Genomic DNA, 20,203 nt, shown 5'->3' with positions numbered 1-20,203 from the left:
CATCTTCGGCAGATAGTCGTTGTCCCAGGTTTACTTTTTCTTCGATGTCTCGAAGGTCGTCGGGAATTATCGGTCTCACGCTATGCTCCTTATACTGTTCTACGGTTTTGCAGCCAGCATTTCGCGGGCGTGTTGCATGGTCAGTTCTGAAATCTCTTCGCCGCCCATCATCAAAGCGAGTTCGCCAGCGCGTGCCTCTTCATCCAACGGGATCACCCGGGTTACTGCACGTTGCTCAACTACTTCTTTTCTGACTGAAAAATGCCGATCAGCCATTTTTGCAATTTGTGGCAAATGCGTAATTGAAATGGTTTGATACGTTTCTGACAGGTCGCGCAATTTCTTGCCCACAACCTCTGCAATGCGTCCAGAAATTCCGATGTCGATTTCGTCAAAAATTAACACCTGCACCGAATCGGTATGCGCCAGCACGGTTTTCATCGCCAGCATAATACGCGAGATTTCACCGCCCGACGCCACTTTTGCCAGCGGGCGAATGGCTTCGCCAGGGTTGGCCGAAATAAAAAATTCGCCGCGCTCTATGCCCCGTGGTCCCGCTTCAAATCGCTGCCCGTCGCATTCAATCAGGCCTTCGGGGTCTGGACGCCGATTCAATTGTACGTCAAACTGCACATCGGGCATGCCCAGTTCGCGCAATGCGCGGCATATCGCTTTTGACAATTTGCCAGCAGCTTTGTGTCTTCCTTTTGACAATTTCTCACAAAAATGTGCGAATGTCTGTATTGCATCGTCAATTTTAATCTGAATTTTTTTTATAGATGCTTCGAGTTCCTCGGTCAGTTCCAATTCTTTTTGGGCTTTTTTTTCATAGGACAGCACACTTTCCAGGTCGCCGCTATATTTTTTTTTCAGTGCGTTCAGCGTTTCTAATCGCTCTGTTACTTCTGATAGGCGTTGGGGATTGTGTTCTACGCGATTGGCGTAATCGCCAAAGGCACGAGCCAGTTCCTCTGCACCATACCGCAGGCCATTGAGTTCTTCGGCTATAGGCTCCAAACTGCTGTCCATTTGCGCGGCCTCATTCAGGAGGTGCGCGCCTTCGCCGAGTTGATCGGCCACGGATTGTTCACTTTCATAAAGCACCTGTTCAATCTGATAGGCGATCTCGAGTAGCCGTTCTGCATGCAAAAGTACGGACTGTTCGCGTTGCAGGCGCTCGTCTTCGCCAGGCTCTGGTTTTGTCGCATGGATTTCTTTGATCTGAAAGTCCAGTAGTTCGCGTCTTTCTCGCTGACGCTGGGCAACGGCAGTTTTTTCGATCAGCCGATTTTGCAACTGCACCACCTGGTGATATGATTGTTCGACCTGTGCGCGTGCTGCGTGCAAGCCGCCAAAGCCGTCCAAAAAGTCCAGATGCTGATCGGTATTCAGAAGCGATTGATGGTCGTGTTGGCCGTGTAAATCGACCAGCGCGCGGCCCAATTCTCGAAGTGTACGCACGGGAATAGACAGGCCATTGGCGTAGCACCGACTGCGCCCTTCTAATAGTACATCTCGCCGCAAAATCAGCTCGCCGTCTTCTGTCTCTATACCCATGGCGTTCAGGAGTTTGAGAGCCGGATGTTGAAGATAGAGTTCAAAAATGGCTTCTACTGTACATTTTTTTTCGCCTGTGCGGATCACATCGGGACTCGCTCGCATACCCAGTATCAGCCCCAATGCGCCGACCAGGATGGACTTCCCTGCGCCGGTTTCGCCCGTAATGATATTTAACCCCTTACCAAATGCGACTTCCATGTCGTCGATCAGGGCGTAATTTATCACATGCAATTGAGACAACAAGGCGCAACTCCTTTACTCGTCTCGCCGATCCAGGCTCCAGTCCAATTTGCGCTGCAACAGATCGTAAAAAGTCAACCCCTGCATATTGATAAAGCGCACGGGTTCGGAGGCCCGTTGTACTGTAACGGGTTCTTCAGGGGAAAGCGAACATACTGTGCGTCCATCTGTGGATAACATGATTTCATCGGACCGATCAGCTATCACCTTAACCGTTACCGATTGACCGCCCGGCATCACCATTGGGCGCAAAGATAGCGAATGCGGGCATATAGGCGTGGCGATCAGCACAGATAAATTTGGATGTACTATTGGGCCGCCAGAAGACAGGCTGTAACCCGTGGACCCCGTCGGCGTTGCCAGAATTAATCCATTGCCGTAAAAGGAGCTTACGGGCCGACCTTCAACCAGCATTACGACCTGTACCAGACGCGCCTTGACGCTGCGTTCAATTACGACTTCATTGAGTGCGAACGCTTTTTGCGTGCGGGTTTGTGCGTGTAGAGCAATGCGTTCTTCTACGGTATAATCGCCACATAACAACCGATCCAGGCCATCGCCCAATTCGCGGGGTTCTGCGCCCGATAAAAATCCCAATCGCCCCAGGTTCACGCCCAAAATCGGCGTGCTGTGTGGATAAACCACATCGGCTGCGCGCAACAAGGTCCCATCGCCGCCCATCGCCACAATGATGTCGGCGCGTGTGGGCAACTGATCGACCGGACAAAACCATTTGGAATCAGATGTGCAAATTTGCCGCAAGTTGTCGGCGATCAGTACCCCAATGCCCCTTTGATGGATGCGCTGGGCCAATTGATCGACCGCAACGCCCATGCCCGGTTGGGTCGGGTTCGAAAACAAACCGATGGACTTCATTCGTCTGCAAACCCTTCGCCGTTGGAATCTATGGATACCAATTCAAATTCACCATCGCTATCGCGTATTAGCACTTCAACCTGTTGCCGCGCATCTTCTAATAAACTGCGGCATTGATTGGATGCTTTTAGACCTTCTTCAAACACTTTTAGTGCCTCTGACAAAGGCAGTGCACCTTCTTCTAAACGATCCACAGCCGTCTCCAATTGCTTCAAAGCCGCTTCAAAGGTGGGTTCTGCTGTTTTATTTTTTGGCAGTGGATTTTACCTTTTTATTTTTTCTACCCGACAGGTTGCCTCGCCTTTTGCCAATCGAATGTGCAGATGTTCACGGGGTGTCAAAATTCCGGCATCAGACACGACCGAACCATCTTCGCGCTGTACGAGGCCAAATCCCCGCGCGAGTACTGATAGGGGGCTGAGTGATCCCAGTTTGCCGGTCAGACGGTGATAGTCGGCTAATCGGCTTTCAAATAGCCGCCTCATAAGCGCGTATAAATCGCGGTGTAATTCATCGACGTGTTGCGCGTTTTGAAAGATCAAGTCGGACAACCGCCGCATGCCATAACTGCTTTCGTGCGTTTCTATCAGATCTTTATTCTCGTCTAACAACCGCTGCATGGCTTCCCGCGTGCGAAGTGTAAGCCTTCCGACTTGTTCGCGCACTTCTAAAACATCGCGTACTGCAATTTCTGCGGCAGCAGAAGGGGTTGGTGCGCGCACATCAGCTGTTAGATCCGATAGGGAGATGTCGATCTCGTGTCCTACGGCTGAAATAACTGGAATCTCAGAATCCGCAATTGCCCGCACCACTGTCTCGTCGTTAAATGCAGCCAAATCCTCAGCCGAGCCGCCGCCGCGTCCAACAATCAATACATCTACTTTGCCGAAGTCATTGAAATCGGCAATGCCCTGTGCAATATCTTCTGGCGCGTCCAATCCCTGCACCTGCGCGGGGCGCAAAACAATGCGGACAGCGGGAAATCGCCGCTTCAACACATTCAAAATATCTCGAAAAGCTGCACCTGTCTGCGAAGTCACAACGCCAATGGGTCTGGCGTATTCGGGCAAAGATTGTTTTCGACCCTCGTCAAAAAGGCCTTCTTCAGACAGTTTTTTTTTCAGTTTTTCATAGGCGATTAGCTGTTGTCCCACCCCTGCGGGAAACAGTTGTGACACATTAAATTGATATTCGCCCCGCCGTTCATATACCGTCAACTGCCCCTGTGCCAACACGGCTATCCCCGCTGTGGGACGAAATCCAGTTATGGAACGTGAACGCCACATCACACAGCGCAATTGACTGTGTGGATCTGAGAGCGTGAAATACCGATGTCCGGATGAAGGCTGAGAGAAGGAGGTCAACTCACCGGCGACCCACATGGGCGGAAATTGCGTCTCAAGGGTTTGCTTAACCGCTTGTGTGACGTCCGATACAGAAAGTGGGTGTTCCACCTTATTCCTCCTCTAAATCGAGACACAACCGCTCAATGTGTCGCGCGCGTCCAGAGCATTTATCCACATCTATGAGCGCACCGCAGAGTTTTATATCACCTGTAGCTGGCTCAAAACGCACGGGCATCTGGTTTATGAATCGGTGAATCGCGGGATCTTTTTTTGCGCCAATAACCGAATCATGAGGCCCTGTCATACCCACATCTGTCATATACGCGGTTCCGCCTGGCAAAATTTTATTATCGGCTGTTTGAACATGGGTATGCGTGCCCAAAACTGCGCTGACTTTGCCGTCCATATAGTGCCCAAAAGCAATTTTTTCTGAGGTCGCTTCGGCGTGGAAGTCGATGAGAATGATGGGCGTTTTCTTTTGCAGTTGCTCCACGGCGCATTGCCCCGTTCTAAAGGGACAGTCCAAAGCCATTTTCATATATGTTCGTCCAAGCAAACTGAGCACTGCAACCGATGCTCCATTACGCGCTGAAAAAATTGCTGCACCAACACCTCCAACCTCTTTGGGGAAGTTGGCTGCACGCAAAATCCGGTCGTTCGTTTGAATATAGTCAACCGAATCTTTTTGATCCCAGACGTGATCGCCCATGGTAATTACATTGGCGCCGTAAGCGTGAAATTTTTGTCCGATTTTTTCGGTAATACCAAAACCACCAGCAGAATTTTCGCCATTGACAACGCAGAAATCAATGGCGTGCTGTGCGATCAGTTGGGGAATCAAATGTGCGGCGGCCCGTCGCCCGGGTCTGCCATAAACATCGCCTACAAATAGTATTTTCATTCGCTATTTTTTATCGCGCAAAATTGATGGCGCGCACCTCGCGAATTACGGTCACCTTTATATGTCCCGGATATGTCATTGTTTTTTCCAGTCGTTCGGCAATTTGAGCAGATAATCGCTCGGTGTCTTCATCGCTGATTAATCCATAGTTGGCGACCACCCGAATTTCCTGACCCGCTTGAATGGCGTAAACCGCATCTACTCCCTCTATTTCTCGGGCGGTTTGTTCCAAATGCTCCAATCGTCGTACATAATTTTCCAACACCTCGCGCCTCGCGCCCGGGCGAACTCTCGAAATGGCGTCTGCGGCATCGACCAGCACTGCAATTGGCGAGATCGGGTCAGCCTCGCCGTGGTGGGCTTCAATCGCGTTGATTACCTCGTCATCTTCACCGTATTTTTTTGCCATATCAGCGCCATTTTGGCCGGGTGTGCCTTCAAATTCGTGGCTGATCCCCTGACCGATATCGTGTAGTAGGCCAGCGCGTTTGGCAAGTTGTGCATCCAGCCCCAAATGTGTGGCCATCATCCCCGATAGAAAAGCCACCTCTTTGCTGTGGTTTAACATATTTTGCCCATAACTCGTCCGAAATTTTAATCGCCCAAGACATTCAATCAGGCGATCGTGCAAGCCGGGCACTCCCATGTTAAAGATGGCCTCTTCACCCGCTTGTCGAATCAATTCGTGCATATTTTCTCGCGATTTTTCAACCACTTCTTCGATCCGACCCGGATGAATGCGCCCGTCCATTAAAAGGTGCTCCAAAGCTGTCTTGGCAATCGCACGGCGAATGGGATCAAATCCGGACAGCACGACGGCTTTGGGGGTATCGTCAACAATCACATCCACGCCAGTACACATCTCAAAAGCTCGAATATTGCGCCCTTCGCGCCCGATAATTCGACCTTTCATTTCATCGGCTGGCAACTCGACAACGGTCACCGTTGATTCTACCGTGTAATCTACTGCCAGTCTTTGAATCGCACTTGCGATAATTTCTCTCGCTTCATCATTGGCCCGCGCTTGTGCGTCTTCCCGGATTTCTTTTAAGCGCCAGGCAACTTCGCGCTGGGATTCGGCCTCCAAATTTTCCATCAATTCGCGTTTGGCCTGCTGGCGAGTCAGGGCCGCAATGCGTTCTAATCGCGCATTTTGGGCCTCCAAAATCGCTTCCAACTCCAGTTCTTTGACGGTTAATTCGTCCTGCTGCTGTACCAATTTTTGTTCCAATTCTTCCACTTGTCCAGCTTTGTGGTTGAGCAGGTCTGCACGTCGATTCAACTCGCTCGACATGCGATCTAATTCTTCTTCTTTGTGTGCCACTTCATTGTTGCGGTCTTCCAGTGCTTTTTCGGCCTGTACGCGCTCGTGATAAATCTGATCCTTAGCTTCTAAAAGCGCGGTGCGTTTTTCCGTTTCTGCTTCTCTTCGAGCATCTTCCAAAATTTGTTCGATTGAGGCGTCGGTGCGGTAAAATCTCTTGTGTGAAATTTTACTGCTGATCAGCCATCCCACAACAAATCCCAGCACCAACAGCCCGGTAGATAACGCAATCACAGATACGATTTCCATGACTTTCTCCAATGTGGTATTAAAAGAAATCCCCACCGCGCTTGTGCTCACTTTTAAGGACAAACGCGACGGGGTTCACAATCCCGTGAGATAGCTTGTCTCACACTCGCATTGTGCGATTTACTCACTTCGTCGTGATCTCAGGGTTACCGAGTCTGCGAGTTGATCGGCTTTCTCGCGTGAAATCCGATCCATCTGGCGACTTTCTTCCTCGATTTTAAAAAGCTCATCAGCCAAATTCACAGCCGTTAATACGGCTACTGTCGATCTGTTGCGCAGTGCAAGAGCACTGGCTATTTCGCGCATTTTCTGATCGATATAACTCGCCACCTCGCGGATGTGTTCGGGATCAGCATCGCTGGTAATGCGATATTCTGAGCCAAATATCTGAACGCGCACGTCGGGCAAACCAGACATCACTCATTTTTTTCGGGGTTTAAGGAATTGAGGCGCTGCAACATCGCCTCGACCTTATCCAGGATTTCCGCCTTATTGTCTATTAGAAGCATATTGTCGTTGTAAATGTCTTGCAGCCGATCTCGTTCGTTACACAGAGCCACTCGTTCTTCTTCGAGGCGCGATATATCTGACTGCAATGCCTGACTCTGTTGCTTCAATTCAGCATTTTCACGACGCAAATCTTCAATGGTTGCAACGGCGTTGTTAATTGCTTCAACGAGCCGGTCCACTCCCTCCGCCACTGCCCCGGCGTTAATATCCATCAGGACCACTTCCTCATCCGCTTCTTCCTCCATTTCCGCTACTTCTTCGGTCTCTTCGGTTGCTTCGGCACTACCTTCCACTTCTTCATCCACTTCCCCTTCTTCTTTCACATTTCTTGTCCAGGGGTTAATATCCATGTTTGCTCCTTGAAAAAATCAAAAGCTATTGAATATAAAGGCAATTTAACACCATCTTATCCGAAAGTCAAGCTCGCCCCGTGAGGATTTGGCCCCCATGCAAAAAGCGAAATCCACACGGTGCCGGATTTCGCTTTTTGGGATCAATGAGATACTCAAGCGTTTTGCTTAACCCTTTCGGCCAGGGCGGCAAATGCATTGGCATCGGTTACGGCCAGATTGGCCAACACTTTGCGGTTGATATCGATGCCCTCTCGCTTTAAACCCGCCATAAATCGGCTGTAAGTCAATCCGTGTTGCCTGGCTGCTGCATTGATTCGGGTAATCCACAATGCTCTGAAGTTTCTTTTCTTTTGCCTGCGGTCGCGATAGGCGTATTGCAAGGCGCGATCCACAGCATTGCTGGCCGTGCGTAGCAGTTTGCTGCGCCCTCCCCGATAGCCTCTGGCTTGTTTCAAAATTTTTTTTCGCCTGCGTCTCGATGCAGGACTATTGGTTACTCTCGGCATTTTAATCTCCAATGAACAGTGATCATCAGCCCCTGTCAAGACGCCAGCAGGCGATTGACGCGGCTTTGGTCAGCGCCGTGAACATGCGCAGTTTGACGGAGGCCTCTTTTGCGCTTGCTCGTCTTTTTGGTCAGGTTGTGCGCTGCAGTGGCCTGGCGACGACTGATTTTGCCAGAACTGCGCTTTTTGAAACGCTTTTTGGCACCGCTATGGGTTTTCATTTTGGGCACGACAAACTCCTTTGAAAACAACGTCACAGATTATTTGAAGCGAACTACGACTGAGATTTTGGCGCGACAATCATCACGAGCTTTCGCCCTTCGTCGCGGGGATGCGTTTCGATCTGTCCAACATGTTGCAAATCGTCTTCAATGCGCTGCAATAAGTTGCGGCCCATATCGCGATGTGCATTTTCCCGTCCAAAAAACTCAATGACAAGCCGCACTTTATGGCGCTGGGTCAAAAATTTCTCAGCATGCCTGATCTTAAATTGATAATCGTGATCGCTGATTCGAACACGCATCCGAATTTCTTTTAATTGCGAGGCACTTTGGCGATTTTTTCTGGCTTTTTTTCCCCGCTCATACCTGTATTTACCGTAGTCCATAATCCGGCAAACAGGTGGGCGTGCATTTGGCGCAACTTCGACCAGATCAAGCCCGGCCCCCTGAGCCATTGTCAGGGCTTTGCTAGTTTCTACAATGCCCACTTGAGCACCTGATTCACCGATTAAGCGAACCTGTGGAATGCGAATCTGCCGATTCACGCGCGGCCCGATTTCTCGTCTGGTATCTCGACTTCTTGAACCTCTATTGATTGCGACCACCTCCAGATTGGATATAGGGAACTCAACTCACAAACGCGTTGTGAATTATGACAATTGTTTGGATTCGACCTCTGACTGAATACGCGAGATTAAATTTTCCAGGCTCAGCGCACCCAAATCTCCCTGTCCATGACGGCGAACGGACACTGTGCCATTCTCAACTTCTCGCGCGCCTACAATAAGCATATAGGGCACTTTTTGAACTTCTGCCTCTCGAATTTTGTAGCCCAATTTGGCATCCTGATCATCCACTTCAACGCGCACCTGAGCATCTCGAAGCAGTTTGGCAACTTGCTGTGCATAGTCGGTAAAACGATCCGATACAGGTAGAATAACAGCCTGCACAGGAGCCAGCCACACGGGAAAATTGCCGGCATAATGCTCAATGAGTGTGCCAAAGAATCGTTCCATTGACCCCAAAAGCGCGCGATGTACCATATAGGGGCGGTGCATCTTGCCATCTTGACCGGCAAAAGTCAAATCGAATCGCTCGGGCAGGTTGAAGTCAAACTGAATTGTCGAACACTGCCATTCACGCCCCAGTGCATCTTTAATTTGCACGTCAATTTTGGGTCCGTAAAATGCGCCGCCGCCTTCATCCATGCCATATTTTAAGCCCTGTGCATCTATCGCGGCTTTCAAGGCATTTGTCGCCATATCCCAGTCGCGAGGGTCACCTACGGCTTTTTCGGGCCGTGTGGAAATATCGATCTTAAAATCTTCGAGACCAAATGACCGCAGAATAAACAGCGTAAAATCTATGGTCTGTTTAATTTCACTTTCGACCTGGTCTGGACGGCAGAAGATATGCGCGTCATCCTGTGTAAATCCGCGCACTCGCAAAAGCCCGTGTAGCACACCTGCCTGTTCATAGCGATAAACCGTTCCCATTTCTGCCCAGCGCAATGGCAACTCGCGATAACTCCGACGGCGGCTTTTGTAAATCATGCTGTGAAATGGACAGTTCATGGGTTTGGCGAAATATTCCTGTCCATCGACATCCATTGACGAGTACATATTTTCGCGAAAAAAATCCAGATGGCCACTCGTGTTCCACAGGGTGGATCGCCCAATATGAGGGGAGCCGACCAGTTCATATCCACCGTCGAAATGAGCACTGTGCCAGAATGATTCAATCTCGTGCCGAATCCGCATTCCCTTAGGGTGCCAGAGTACCAGGCCTGGACCTACATTGTCATTTATCGAATACAGGTCTAACTGTATGCCCAAAGTGCGGTGATCTCGACGTTTGGCCTCTTCGAGTTTATCGAGATATGCCTGCAATTCTTTTTTGCCGGGAAACGAGATGCCGTAGATGCGTTGCAGCATTTTGTTGTTTTCATCGCCCCGCTAATAAGCTCCGGATGCGTTTAACAACTTGATGGCCTTAACGCGCCCTGTTGATGGTAAGTGTGGTCCCCGACACAGATCAAACCATTTGGCATTTTTGTAGATGCTCACTGTTTCGTCGGGCGCAATGGCGTCTAAAAGCTCGAGTTTATAGGATTCACCCAAATCACGAAAGCGCGCAGAAGCCTCGTCGCGCGAAACTTCTTCACGGGAAAAGGGCTGGTCTTCTCTGGCAATTTCCAGCATTCGCGCTTCAATTTTTTCCAGTTCCTCGGGTGTAAAGGGCTGATCGACATCAAAATCGTAATAGAATCCGTTTTCAATAGGTGGACCAATGGTTACTTTTGCATTGGGAAATAAGTCCTGTACAGCTTGTGCCATCACATGTGCTGTGCTATGCCAGTAAACCTCTTTGCCTTCGTTGTCGGAGAAAGTCAGAATCTCAACAGCAGCATCTGAAGCAACCGGATAACTCAAATCTACAGCTCGACCATCAACCCGCCCGGCCAGAGCTGCGCGAGCAAGGCCGGAGCCAATGGATTCAGCCACTTGTAGCACGGTTGCACCGCGCTCAATTTCTTTGGCCGAACCGTCGGGAAGCGTGATGGTTATGGAGTGGTTTTGGGCCATAAAAAAATCGCGCTCGGAAATTGCCGGCGCGCGAAATGTGAAATCGTGGAACCGTTCGGTGAGCAGTTTCGCCCGCGGACATCCCTCAGGAATGAGATTAAAAGATAGAAACCTGCCAGAGTCTGATAAATCTATAATAAGAGTATCGGGGTGTCAAGCGGAAATTCCCCAATTTCAGAGATAGAATCACAACCTCAATTCATTGAATTTTCGAAACTTATTAGGCCTCATCCAAACCCAATCCCGTCAAATCTGCAATATTCCCTGCTTGCTCGGCTTCGTATAGTCGCCAGATCACGCGCAATCCCTGCAAGCTGCTTTTGCCATCTGTCAGCGGTGTTTGCCCGGTTTCAATGCAATCGAGAAAATGGGCCATCTCGTTTTCCGTGTGTTTGCCCGGCTCTGCTTCGAACAAAATTTTTTCTTGACCGCGTATGATATGCACGAGCTTGCCGCCTGAGAGATTGGCATCGAGCAACCCTTCTGTGCAATGCGCGTGGATTGAGTACCGCAGCCGGGTGCCCCGCGCCCCCCAGGTGCCAAAGTGATATCCCAGTCGGCCATTTTCAAATTCCATCGTCACATTGCTCGTGCCTTCTCGCTCCATCCACGGCGTACCAAAATTCGTGCCCATGTGCATGCCCTGCACGGGTCGCCCCAAAAACCAGAGTAGCAAATCGATATAATGACAGCCATGACTAAACAACTGCCCTCCGCCCAATCGCTCTTTGCTCGAGGCCCAGTGATCGGGGGGATACCGGGTGAGTTGTTCGGTCCAGATCGACACTTGAAATACATCGCCGTACGCGCCTTCATCCAGCAATGCTTTCAAACGTTGTACAATTGGATGAAAGCGCATGCAATACGCAATCATCAGCACTTTGCCCGAGGTTTCAGATGCCTCAATCAGTTCTTTGCAGGCAACTTCGTAATTGGCCATGGGTTTTTCGAGCAGGACATGAACGCCAGCATTGAGGCACGCCTGTCCTACGGAAAAGTGCAAATGGTGGGGTAGGGCGAGCAGTACGGCATCTACCGAATCTAAAATCTCGCGATAATCTGTCGCCACACAGGCTCCCGGAAATTGCTGCGCGACTGCTTCTGCGCGTTCTGGAACAACATCGACGGCAGCGGCCAATGTGACCCGATCACTCAGTGTGTGAAACCGCCGCATGTGGGCACCCCCCATGCCACCGCATCCGATCATACCCAGTTTAATCATGTATCAGTCTCCTTAAGGCAATTGCAACATTTTGTGAATGCGACACGACAAGCGCCAGTTGGGGTGTCGCGACAAAATTTCCAATGCCTTGTGAATGTATTGGGGTTTGCTCGATTCGGGCTGTAAATAAATATATTTTGCGCGGTTTTCATCGACCATATTTTCGCAAAACGCTTTGCCCACCACGTATTTGAGTTCGGTGATATGCGTCAGGCCATCGGCAATTTTTTGCCGTTTGGGCGATACGGTCCAGTGCTCAATGAGATCGCACAAAACAGGATCTGGGCCAATCGTTCCATTTGTCTCGATGTGCAACCGAAAACCCGCGCTGACGAGTTTCTGACACAGTGGCGTGATATTTTGTCCCAGCGGTTCGCCTCCGGTCAAACACACCCACTTTGCCGGGTGACGCACGACCTCATCGACGATTTGCGCAATGGTCATTTCCTCAAAAGAATCAAATTCCGTATCACAAAAAAAGCAGCGCAAATTACAACGCGCAAGCCTGACAAATGTTGTGGGTTGCCCCACGCGCAGGCCTTCGCCTTCTATGGAATAGAAAATTTCATTGACCTGCAAAATCTCACCATCGCCGCGCCAAACGGGCATTTGATCTTTGGATGCCGGGGGGTTGTTCACATTCAAGCCTTTATGAATAGCTCTGATTGTTTTCGCGTACTCTTAAAGAAATATATCTCACATGTGTTGTATTTGCAAGCATTGCAGCAAATAAAAGAAAATACTTGACATATCATTTCAGAACACCTAATTTCTCAGCAACTTAACTGAATTCAATTAAGTTTTCTTCCCCATCGTTCCCCCAATCCCCACAAATAGAATTTCAACCGAATTTTAAGGGACGATGAGATGCCTGAACAAACCCCCCCTTTCGTTTTTGAGACGCCTACGGGCATTCTGAGTGGGCGCGATCGCGGTGAAGTCCTGCTCAATCAGCTTATGGCATTTATGCAAACAGCCGATGACGATGCTGTTACGCCTCTCGACTTTGCCAATGTCTCGTTTATCGATATCTCTTGTGCAGACGAGTTGCTCTGCAAACTCCTCATGCGTATTGGCAGCGGGGAGCTTGGCAATCGCTTTACCTTTATCCAAAATGCCAATGATTCCGTGCGCGAGACCTTCGAGGCCGTGCTCAAATTGCGCGATCTGGCCGCGCTTTTCAAAGACGACGAAGGCGATATTCATGTGCTCGGTGTACTCAAAACGCCCATTCGAGAAGCTCTTGACGTTGTTCTGTCTCAAAAAAAAGGTACGTCTTCTGAGTTTGCCCACGCGTTGAGAAAAAATATCAATATCGCCTGCAACCGGCTCAATGCCCTTCAAAAAATGGGTCTCGTGTGCCGCGTGCGCGATGGCAGTGTGCCCGGCGGCGGTCGGCAATTCTTTTATGAATCAATCGTGTAGTAAAGAGCCACCTTACTGGAGCCTCTTATGCTTGATTACGGTTTGCTCAAACGTCAGATTGACCAGATGGCGGTTGATGCCAGTACTTTGCAAGACGACTTTTTTGCCCGTATTGATCTGGCGTGTTCCGAAATGGATCGCTGGGAAGATGCATGGGAAACTCTGGGTATTAAAATTGCGCGCAGCCGTACCTCCTGGCTGGTTGCCCAACTCGGTGGGCCGATTACCGAGGCGTGTCCAAATCCCGATCGTCCAAAAGAACTCACCGTTATTGCCGCCGACGGGTCTCAGATATTTCCCGATCGGCACGAAGTTGCCAATTGTTTTCTGATCAATATTGGCTATGTCGTCATTCATTACGGCACGGGAGAACGCCCTGTATTAAACAGCGAACCAACGCTTTTCTACGATGAAGACGATCTCTATCAAGAATGGGCGGGTAAGCGCAGTCCAATCACCCGCGAAGTCGTTGGTGTGCGGCGCAATGCTATGGAACTCGAAAAGGTCGTCGCGCTTTCTGCTCAGGCACACGCAGAGGGCCGAACCTGTGTTGGGCTGACCGATGGAACCCTGATTTTGTGGATGCTCGAAGGCAAACCCTACGATTTCCGCCGCGAAACCCTTCAGACCACACTCGCCGGTTTCGAGCGTCTGCGCGAACTCCGCGTTCCCATTGCCGGGTATATTTCAGATCCCGGCAGCGCCGATGTGCTCAATGCCCTGCGCGTGGGTCTCTGTCCCGAACAGCCTCCCAACTGCGACAAGTGCCCGTGGAAAGCAGCCGAGGCGCAGCATCTTCTCGATCTTGATGGGGATTCCGAAACACCTGCGCCCATTCCCTGTGAGCCCATCGCCGGCGTTACTGACGATATGCTGTATGCCCGCAAACTCAAACGCGGCGAGCGCAGTGGTGTTTATCGCAGCGCGTCTAAAATTCTCGAGGACTACGGTCCCCACCGCATCTGCTTTTTTTACGTGCATACGGGTTGGGAAATTGGGCGCGTCGAAATCCCCGAATGGGTTGCCGAAGACCGCGAGTTGCTCGATCTCGTACACGCCGCGATTGTCGATCAAGTCGATAAGGGGCGCGGATATCCCGTCGTCTTATCCGAATCCCACGAACGCGCTATTGTGCGCGGAGCCGACCGCGATATATTTTTTAAGTTCTTGAAAGATGCTTTTGTAAAAAACGATATCAAAACCGAACAGTCGCTCAAACAACTCAAAAAAATGGCTGCGGCAGTATAGCGAGGGTATCATTATGGCGACTCAATTTATCCTCACGGATTATATTAACGATCTCATGGCACAGGCCGAATATGACAAACTGGAAGACGGTACATTTGGTGGACGTATTCCCGTATGCAAAGGTGTAGTAGCATTTGCCAATTCGCTTCGCGATTGTGAATCGGAACTTCATTCTACACTCGAGGATTGGATTTTCGTAGGTATTAAACTTGGACATAGACTTCCTGTAATTAATGATATTGACTTAAACAAGGTGCCCATGCATGAATCGTTGGACACCGTGTAAACGTCGCGATTTTATTCGTCGTCTTCGCAAACTCGGATTTGATGGGCCCTATTCGGGTACACGTCATCAATTTATGATCTATCAAAATCATCGATTGTCCATTCCGTCCAATTCTGAATACTCTGTTCCCCAATTGCGGTTCATAATCCGAGAAATTGAAGCGATTCTCGAACGCGAAATTACAATGTCAGACTGGTACGCTCTTTCACGATAGAGGTCCTACATGTCACTCGCGGAACTTGATATAAGTATCGAATATATTGGCGAAATTGTCGAAAGCTCTACTTCGCAATTTACTTCTGAGAGTCGAGAACTCAATGGCGCACCGCCATTCGGATCCTTTGTTAAGACTATTGGTGCATTGCCTGTATATGGCCTGGTTTTCAATGTGTGTACGCACTCTATTGAACCCAATCGACGCGCCACGGCTTATGGGCTTACCGAACAAGAATTGCGCGAAGAACAACCGCAAATTTTTGAGCTTCTCAAGACTGAATTTGAAGCTGTTATTATTGGCTATGGCGACGACCGGGGTCCGCAACAGGTCTTACCCCCACAGCCGCCCGGGATTCACTGCTTTGTTTATCCCTGTACCGAATCGGAAATTAAAGCTCTGACCAATAGTGGGGATTTTCTCCGCAGCATTTTATGTGGCAACCGCCTGCCTGCCGACGACCTGATCATCGCCTCGGTGAGAAATGCCTGGGCAGCCCGCGCTTTAGATATGCCTTATCTGGTAAGTATTGGCAAAGACCTTTGTCGCCTTATCCGCGACGACTACGACCGTCTAAGTTCTATTATGCGGCGGATTTCGCAATAAGTGTGAATGACATAAGAAAGGCTGAGAGCTATCTTTTATGAATGATCTCTGGAATAACCTAAACGGTTCGCCCAATATTCAGGATGGCGGCGAAATCGGCGTTGTCACGCAGGGGTCTTTGACCGAGGGCGTTGAGATGAAGCTCAACCCCGACCGCAGCGTAGAAGACGTCAAGGCCGGCAAATTTGTGGTTATAGAGGGCTATAAGAATCAGTTCTTTTCTATGATCACCGACCTGAGTCTGGATGCGACCAATCCCGAAATTTTGCTTTATCCACCGCGCGAGGGCGACCAGTTGTTGCACAGCGTTCTCAATGGCTCCAGCACCTACGTCACCGTTGCACTGCGCCCCATGCTTATGCTGGAACAGGGCGAAGAAGTCGTCGATGAACCGCGTCCTGTGAAAACAATTCCCAGTCATTTTTCCAAAGTTGTTGAAGCCGAAGAAGAGGATGTATCGCGCGTTTTTGGCAGCGAGGAAAAAGACGACCGGTTTTTCAACATGGGCACACCACTGGATATGGATACGCCGGTATGCATTAATCTCAACCGCTTTGTCGAGCGCAGCAATGGCATTTTTGGCAAAACAGGTACGGGTAAGTCCTTTCTCACACGCCTGGTATTGTGCGGTTTAATCAAAAACAAGAAAGCCGTCAATCTCATTTTTGATATGCACAACGAATACGGTTTTCGCGCTATGAAAGAAGGGGGGCAGGGAAACAGCTTTGTCAAAGGGCTCAAACAACTTTTTGGCAATCAGGTCGCCCTTTTTTCTCTCGACCCCGAATCATCTCGTCAGCGCGGTATTCAACCCGACCACGAAGTGTACATCACCTACGATCAGGTCGCGGTTGAAGATGTCATCGCGTTGCAAGACGAACTGCAACTCAATCCCACGGCTTCTGAATCTGCCTATCTCGTTTACGCGATGTACAAAGACCGCTGGTTGCGCCAATTATTTTCTATTGATGGTCCCGATGTCGAGCAATTTGCCGAGGATATCGGCGCCAATAAAAGCTCGCTTTCCGCACTGCATCGCAAACTCAAACGGCTTGAAAACTTTCCCTTTATGGTCAATTGCCTCAACGGTGCCGATGCCGTCGATACGATGATGGATTACATCGACCGCGGTATTCACATTGTGCTCGAGTTTGGTCGGCAGACCGGCATGCTCGCGTATTTGCTCGTGGCGAATATTCTCTCTCGTCGCATTCACGAAAAATACGTTACAAAAAGCGAAAAATTTTACGCCTCGCAAAATCCCGAAGATCAGCCGCGACATCTGGTTATCACCATTGAAGAAGCTCACAAGTTTCTCAATCCCGCGACTGCAAGGCAGACCATTTTTGGTACGATTGCCAGGGAAATGCGTAAATATTACGTTTCGCTCCTCGTGGTTGACCAGCGCCCCTCGGGTATTGACGAAGAAGTGCTTTCACAACTCGGCACAAAAATCACGGCCTTGCTCAATGACGAAAAAGACATTCAGGGAGTGCTCACAGGCGTGTCCAATGCCGCTGGCTTACGCAGTGTTCTGGCCAGTCTCGATTCCAAGCAGCAAGCTCTTGTATTCGGGCATGCGGTCCCTATGCCCGTGGTTATCAAAACGCGCGATTACGATGAAATTTTTTACAAAGCGATGGGCGATTTATCCGATAGTGAAAAAGTGGAAAAGGCCAAAGCCGCATCGGCTGCTATTTTTGGCGATTAAAAATGAAACTGATTGTCCAAATTCCTTGCTTCAACGAAGAAGAAACCCTGCCCGCTACGGTTAACGATATTCCGCGCGAAGTCCCCGGTATTGACGAAGTCGAGATTCTGGTCATAGACGATGGTTCTACGGATCGCACGTCTGAGGTTGCGCGCGACCTCGGCGTGGATCATATTGTCAGATTCCCCAAAAATCGCGGCCTGGGGCATGCTTTCAAAGTGGGTTTTGACACCTGCCTCAAACGCGGTGCCGATATTATTGTCAATACCGATGGGGATAACCAGTACTACGGTCCCGATATTGTCGCGCTCGTTCAGCCCATTCTCGAAAAGCGCGCTCATATTGTGATTGGAGATCGGCAGACAGGTGGCATCGGTCACTTTTCTTTTTTAAAACGATGGCTACAGCGTTTGGGCAGTCGCGTCATCAGTCGCCTCGCCCGTATTGAAGTGCCTGATGTCGCCAGCGGTTTTCGCGCCTATTCACGAGATGCTGCTCTGCATTTGTCGATGTTCACGGACTTCGATCATACCGCCGAGCACGTTGTGCAAGCGGGCCAGGACCGTCTCGCTGTTGAAACTGTGCCCATTCGCACGAATCCCAAAACGCGCGAATCGCGCCTTTTCAAAAATCCGGGTGTATTTGTTTTTAAGTCGGGCATGATCAGTCTGCGGACTTACGCACGCTACAAAGCACTCCGCATCTTTTCTATTTTTGGTGCTGTTGTTTTCGCTTTTGGCACGTTGATTGGTCTCCGATTTCTCTATTTTTTCTTTTTTACTGACGAAGGCGCGCTTCACATTCAATCGCTTATCCTCGCCGCTATCCTCCTGCTGGCTGGATTTCAGATGTTTCTCACCGGTATTGTCGCCGATCTCATCGCCACCAACCGCGCCCTTCTCGAAGATGTTTCCTCGCGTGTTCGATTTATGGAACTCGGATCGGGATTTTCAGGATTGAAGGATGAACAGGATGAAAGCGATCAGGGGGTTCAGGATTGAAGGATGAACAGGATGAGTTGATCGCTATAAAAATTCGGGGATTACATGAAATCTTTTGAAAAATCCAGGCGTTTGATCGCCGAAGTCTCGCGCTATTTACCGGGCGGTGTGAACAGCAATTTTCGGCTGGGAATGGTTCCCTCACCTCTGGTTTTTGAACGCGGCGAAGGGCCGTATCTCTACGATGTAGATGGCAATTGTTTGATTGATTATTATCTGGGCATGGGGCCGATGATCCTCGGGCACAATCCTGAATCCGTATTATCTGCTGTTCGAGAACAACTCAAGTCTGGCATTCTCTTTGCCGGGCAGACAGAGATTGAGCAAGAGGCAGCCAAGATGGTTTGCGATATGGTGCCCTGCGCGGAGCGGGTGCGGTTTAATTGCGCGGGTAGCGAAGTGGTGCAAGCGGCTTTGCGCCTGGCACGTGCGGCTACGGGACGGTTTTGTGTTATCAAATTTGAGGGACATTATCACGGCTGGTTTGACAATGTGCTGTGGTCTGTCGCACCCTTGCCCGATCAGTATGGTCCGATTGACGCGCCCATCCCCATTCCCGCCAGTGCAGGGCAAGACCTGTTGGCGGGACGGCATACTGAGGTGCTTCCCTGGAATAATCTGGAGCTTCTGAGTTCGCGTCTGGAACGCGGGGATGTCGCGGCTGTTATTATGGAGCCTGTGATGTGCAATACCAGCGCGATTTTTCCCAATGAGGGCTATTTGGAAGGGGTTCGAGAGGTGTGTACCGAGATGGGAACAGTGCTCATTTTTGACGAGGTGATTACGGGGTTTCGCGTGGCGCCTGGCGGCGCGCAACAATACTTTGGGGTGACGCCCGATCTGGCGACGTTTGGCAAAGCGATAGCCAATGGATTTCCGGTTTCGTGTTTGGCAGGGCGAGGCGATTTGATGGATATGCTCGTCGCGGGTGTGATGCACGGCGGCACTTATAATGCACAACCCGCTTCTATGGCTGCGGTGATCGCTACGCTGACCGAGTTGGGTAAAAAAGAGACGTTTGACGTGCTCAATGCGCGGGGCAATCGGCTTATGGAAGGTATTGCGCGCGCGCTAAAAGAGGCCGATATTCAAGCGCGGATTGCGGGTTTTCCGCAGATTTTTCACGTGGGCTTTGGCGTTGATACCCCGGTTGTCGATTATCGCAGTTCGCTTCAAGCAGATCGCGATCAGTACGTCAAGTTTACAGAGGCACTCCACTACAAAGGCGTGCGTGCGCTGGAGCGAGGGGCGTGGTTTTTATCGACAGTGCATACAGATGAGGTGATCGATGCGACGATTGAAGCGGTTGCCTGTGTGGCAAAGGAGATATGACGATGAAGCGGTCCCAGGGGTTTTCTCGATCTGGAGCAGGAGTTTGCCGACCCGGATAAATATCCCGGTTGGGGCGTTGCGTGATCTTTCTCTGGGGAATAGTTACGCCTATCTTTCTCTTACTTTTAATAAGGTTCTTTTTTATGATCAAGTCACTTGACCGCATGGGTACCTGGCAAACTTATTCTATGGTAAATGGCCTGGCTGGGATGCGCATTGAACACATTGCGGAGGATAGCATAGGCTATCTCTGGTTCGCCACCTGGGACAACGGTGTTAGTCGCTTCGATGGGGACGAGTTTCAGAATTTTACGCGACAGGATGGTCTGATTAGCGACCGCGTTTATTTTGTTTTAGAGGACAGTCAGAAGCGATTGTGGTTTGGTACACTCAATGGGGTCTGCTGGTATGACGAAGCAGATTTCTACCAGTGGGAGGACGATGGGATCGCAGGGCGTGCTGTGCAGTTGATCTACGAAGACACCGG

The 20,203-nt window shown here is 50.1% G+C and carries 21 protein-coding genes and 1 pseudogene; 8 read left to right on the top strand and 14 right to left on the bottom strand.

What is annotated here, in order from left to right:
• Positions 1 to 99: 99 nt before the first annotated feature.
• The 14 genes and pseudogenes from recN to OXG87_20670 form a co-directional block, all read right to left on the bottom strand.
• Positions 100 to 1,803 (bottom strand): DNA repair protein RecN, encoded by a 1,704-nt coding sequence (recN, locus tag OXG87_20735; GenBank protein MCY3871981.1) that lies wholly within the window; start codon positions 1,801 to 1,803, stop codon positions 100 to 102.
• Positions 1,804 to 1,815: 12 nt separating this feature from the next.
• Entirely contained in the window at positions 1,816 to 2,676 is an 861-nt protein-coding gene (locus OXG87_20730; protein MCY3871980.1) for an NAD(+)/NADH kinase, read from the bottom strand.
• Positions 2,673 to 2,933 (bottom strand): exodeoxyribonuclease VII small subunit, encoded by a 261-nt coding sequence (gene xseB, locus OXG87_20725; protein ID MCY3871979.1) that lies wholly within the window; start codon positions 2,931 to 2,933, stop codon positions 2,673 to 2,675. Before xseB ends, OXG87_20730 begins: the two co-directional genes overlap by 4 nt.
• Positions 2,934 to 2,939: 6 nt before the next feature.
• Positions 2,940 to 4,130, bottom strand: coding sequence for an exodeoxyribonuclease VII large subunit (gene xseA, locus OXG87_20720; GenBank protein MCY3871978.1), 1,191 nt, complete (start codon positions 4,128 to 4,130; stop codon positions 2,940 to 2,942).
• 1 nt (position 4,131) lies between these two features.
• Complete coding sequence (locus tag OXG87_20715; GenBank protein ID MCY3871977.1) at positions 4,132 to 4,923, bottom strand: TIGR00282 family metallophosphoesterase; 792 nt, start codon at positions 4,921 to 4,923, stop codon at positions 4,132 to 4,134.
• A gap of 10 nt (positions 4,924 to 4,933) precedes the next feature.
• Positions 4,934 to 6,496 carry a ribonuclease Y gene (gene rny / locus OXG87_20710; protein ID MCY3871976.1) on the bottom strand — a complete coding sequence of 521 codons (1,563 nt, stop codon included), beginning with the start codon at positions 6,494 to 6,496 and terminating at the stop codon, positions 4,934 to 4,936.
• 120 nt (positions 6,497 to 6,616) lie between these two features.
• On the bottom strand, positions 6,617 to 6,913 hold the full coding sequence (locus tag OXG87_20705) for a cell division protein ZapA (protein MCY3871975.1): 297 nt from the start codon (positions 6,911 to 6,913) through the stop codon (positions 6,617 to 6,619).
• Complete coding sequence (locus OXG87_20700; GenBank protein ID MCY3871974.1) at positions 6,913 to 7,356, bottom strand: cell division protein ZapB; 444 nt, start codon at positions 7,354 to 7,356, stop codon at positions 6,913 to 6,915. Before OXG87_20700 ends, OXG87_20705 begins: the two co-directional genes overlap by 1 nt.
• A 155-nt stretch (positions 7,357 to 7,511) precedes the next feature.
• Positions 7,512 to 7,865 (bottom strand): 50S ribosomal protein L20, encoded by a 354-nt coding sequence (rplT, locus tag OXG87_20695; GenBank protein MCY3871973.1) that lies wholly within the window; start codon positions 7,863 to 7,865, stop codon positions 7,512 to 7,514.
• A 35-nt stretch (positions 7,866 to 7,900) separates the two neighbouring features.
• Positions 7,901 to 8,095, bottom strand: a complete 195-nt coding sequence (rpmI, locus tag OXG87_20690) for a 50S ribosomal protein L35 (GenBank protein ID MCY3871972.1) — start codon at positions 8,093 to 8,095, stop codon at positions 7,901 to 7,903.
• Between the two features lie 44 nt (positions 8,096 to 8,139).
• The gene (infC, locus tag OXG87_20685; GenBank protein MCY3871971.1) at positions 8,140 to 8,631 is read right to left on the bottom strand and encodes a translation initiation factor IF-3; all 492 of its coding nucleotides are present in this window, start codon (positions 8,629 to 8,631) and stop codon (positions 8,140 to 8,142) included.
• Between the two features lie 105 nt (positions 8,632 to 8,736).
• Positions 8,737 to 10,671: pseudogene (gene thrS / locus OXG87_20680) on the bottom strand (threonine--tRNA ligase).
• A gap of 220 nt (positions 10,672 to 10,891) precedes the next feature.
• Positions 10,892 to 11,893 carry a Gfo/Idh/MocA family oxidoreductase gene (locus OXG87_20675; protein MCY3871970.1) on the bottom strand — a complete coding sequence of 334 codons (1,002 nt, stop codon included), beginning with the start codon at positions 11,891 to 11,893 and terminating at the stop codon, positions 10,892 to 10,894.
• A 12-nt stretch (positions 11,894 to 11,905) separates the two neighbouring features.
• The gene (locus OXG87_20670; protein ID MCY3871969.1) at positions 11,906 to 12,502 is read right to left on the bottom strand and encodes a 7-carboxy-7-deazaguanine synthase QueE; all 597 of its coding nucleotides are present in this window, start codon (positions 12,500 to 12,502) and stop codon (positions 11,906 to 11,908) included.
• Between the two features lie 258 nt (positions 12,503 to 12,760).
• On the opposite strand from OXG87_20670, the gene OXG87_20665 reads away from it, so the two are divergent.
• The 8 genes from OXG87_20665 to OXG87_20630 all read left to right on the top strand — a co-directional run.
• A complete protein-coding gene (locus OXG87_20665; GenBank protein MCY3871968.1) occupies positions 12,761 to 13,318 on the top strand; it encodes a hypothetical protein in 558 nt (185 codons plus the stop codon).
• A 27-nt stretch (positions 13,319 to 13,345) separates the two neighbouring features.
• Positions 13,346 to 14,566, top strand: coding sequence for a DNA double-strand break repair nuclease NurA (locus OXG87_20660; protein MCY3871967.1), 1,221 nt, complete (start codon positions 13,346 to 13,348; stop codon positions 14,564 to 14,566).
• Between the two features lie 13 nt (positions 14,567 to 14,579).
• Entirely contained in the window at positions 14,580 to 14,852 is a 273-nt protein-coding gene (locus OXG87_20655) for a type II toxin-antitoxin system HicB family antitoxin (protein ID MCY3871966.1), read from the top strand.
• Between the two features lie 223 nt (positions 14,853 to 15,075).
• The gene (locus tag OXG87_20650) at positions 15,076 to 15,672 is read left to right on the top strand and encodes a hypothetical protein (GenBank protein MCY3871965.1); all 597 of its coding nucleotides are present in this window, start codon (positions 15,076 to 15,078) and stop codon (positions 15,670 to 15,672) included.
• A gap of 37 nt (positions 15,673 to 15,709) precedes the next feature.
• Entirely contained in the window at positions 15,710 to 17,383 is a 1,674-nt protein-coding gene (locus OXG87_20645; protein ID MCY3871964.1) for an ATP-binding protein, read from the top strand.
• A 2-nt stretch (positions 17,384 to 17,385) separates the two neighbouring features.
• The gene (locus OXG87_20640; protein MCY3871963.1) at positions 17,386 to 18,384 is read left to right on the top strand and encodes a glycosyltransferase family 2 protein; all 999 of its coding nucleotides are present in this window, start codon (positions 17,386 to 17,388) and stop codon (positions 18,382 to 18,384) included.
• 45 nt (positions 18,385 to 18,429) lie between these two features.
• Positions 18,430 to 19,716: an aspartate aminotransferase family protein gene (locus OXG87_20635; GenBank protein MCY3871962.1), complete on the top strand. Its 1,287-nt coding sequence runs from the start codon at positions 18,430 to 18,432 to the stop codon at positions 19,714 to 19,716.
• A 143-nt stretch (positions 19,717 to 19,859) separates the two neighbouring features.
• Positions 19,860 to 20,203: hypothetical protein (locus tag OXG87_20630; protein MCY3871961.1), on the top strand; the 344-nt coding region annotated here is incomplete at its 3' end.

The organism is Gemmatimonadota bacterium (assembly GCA_026706845.1).
GTDB lineage: Bacteria > Latescibacterota > UBA2968 > UBA2968 > UBA2968 > VXRD01.
Note: the sequence above shows the minus strand (reverse complement) of the source record. Positions and strands in the feature narration are given on the sequence as shown.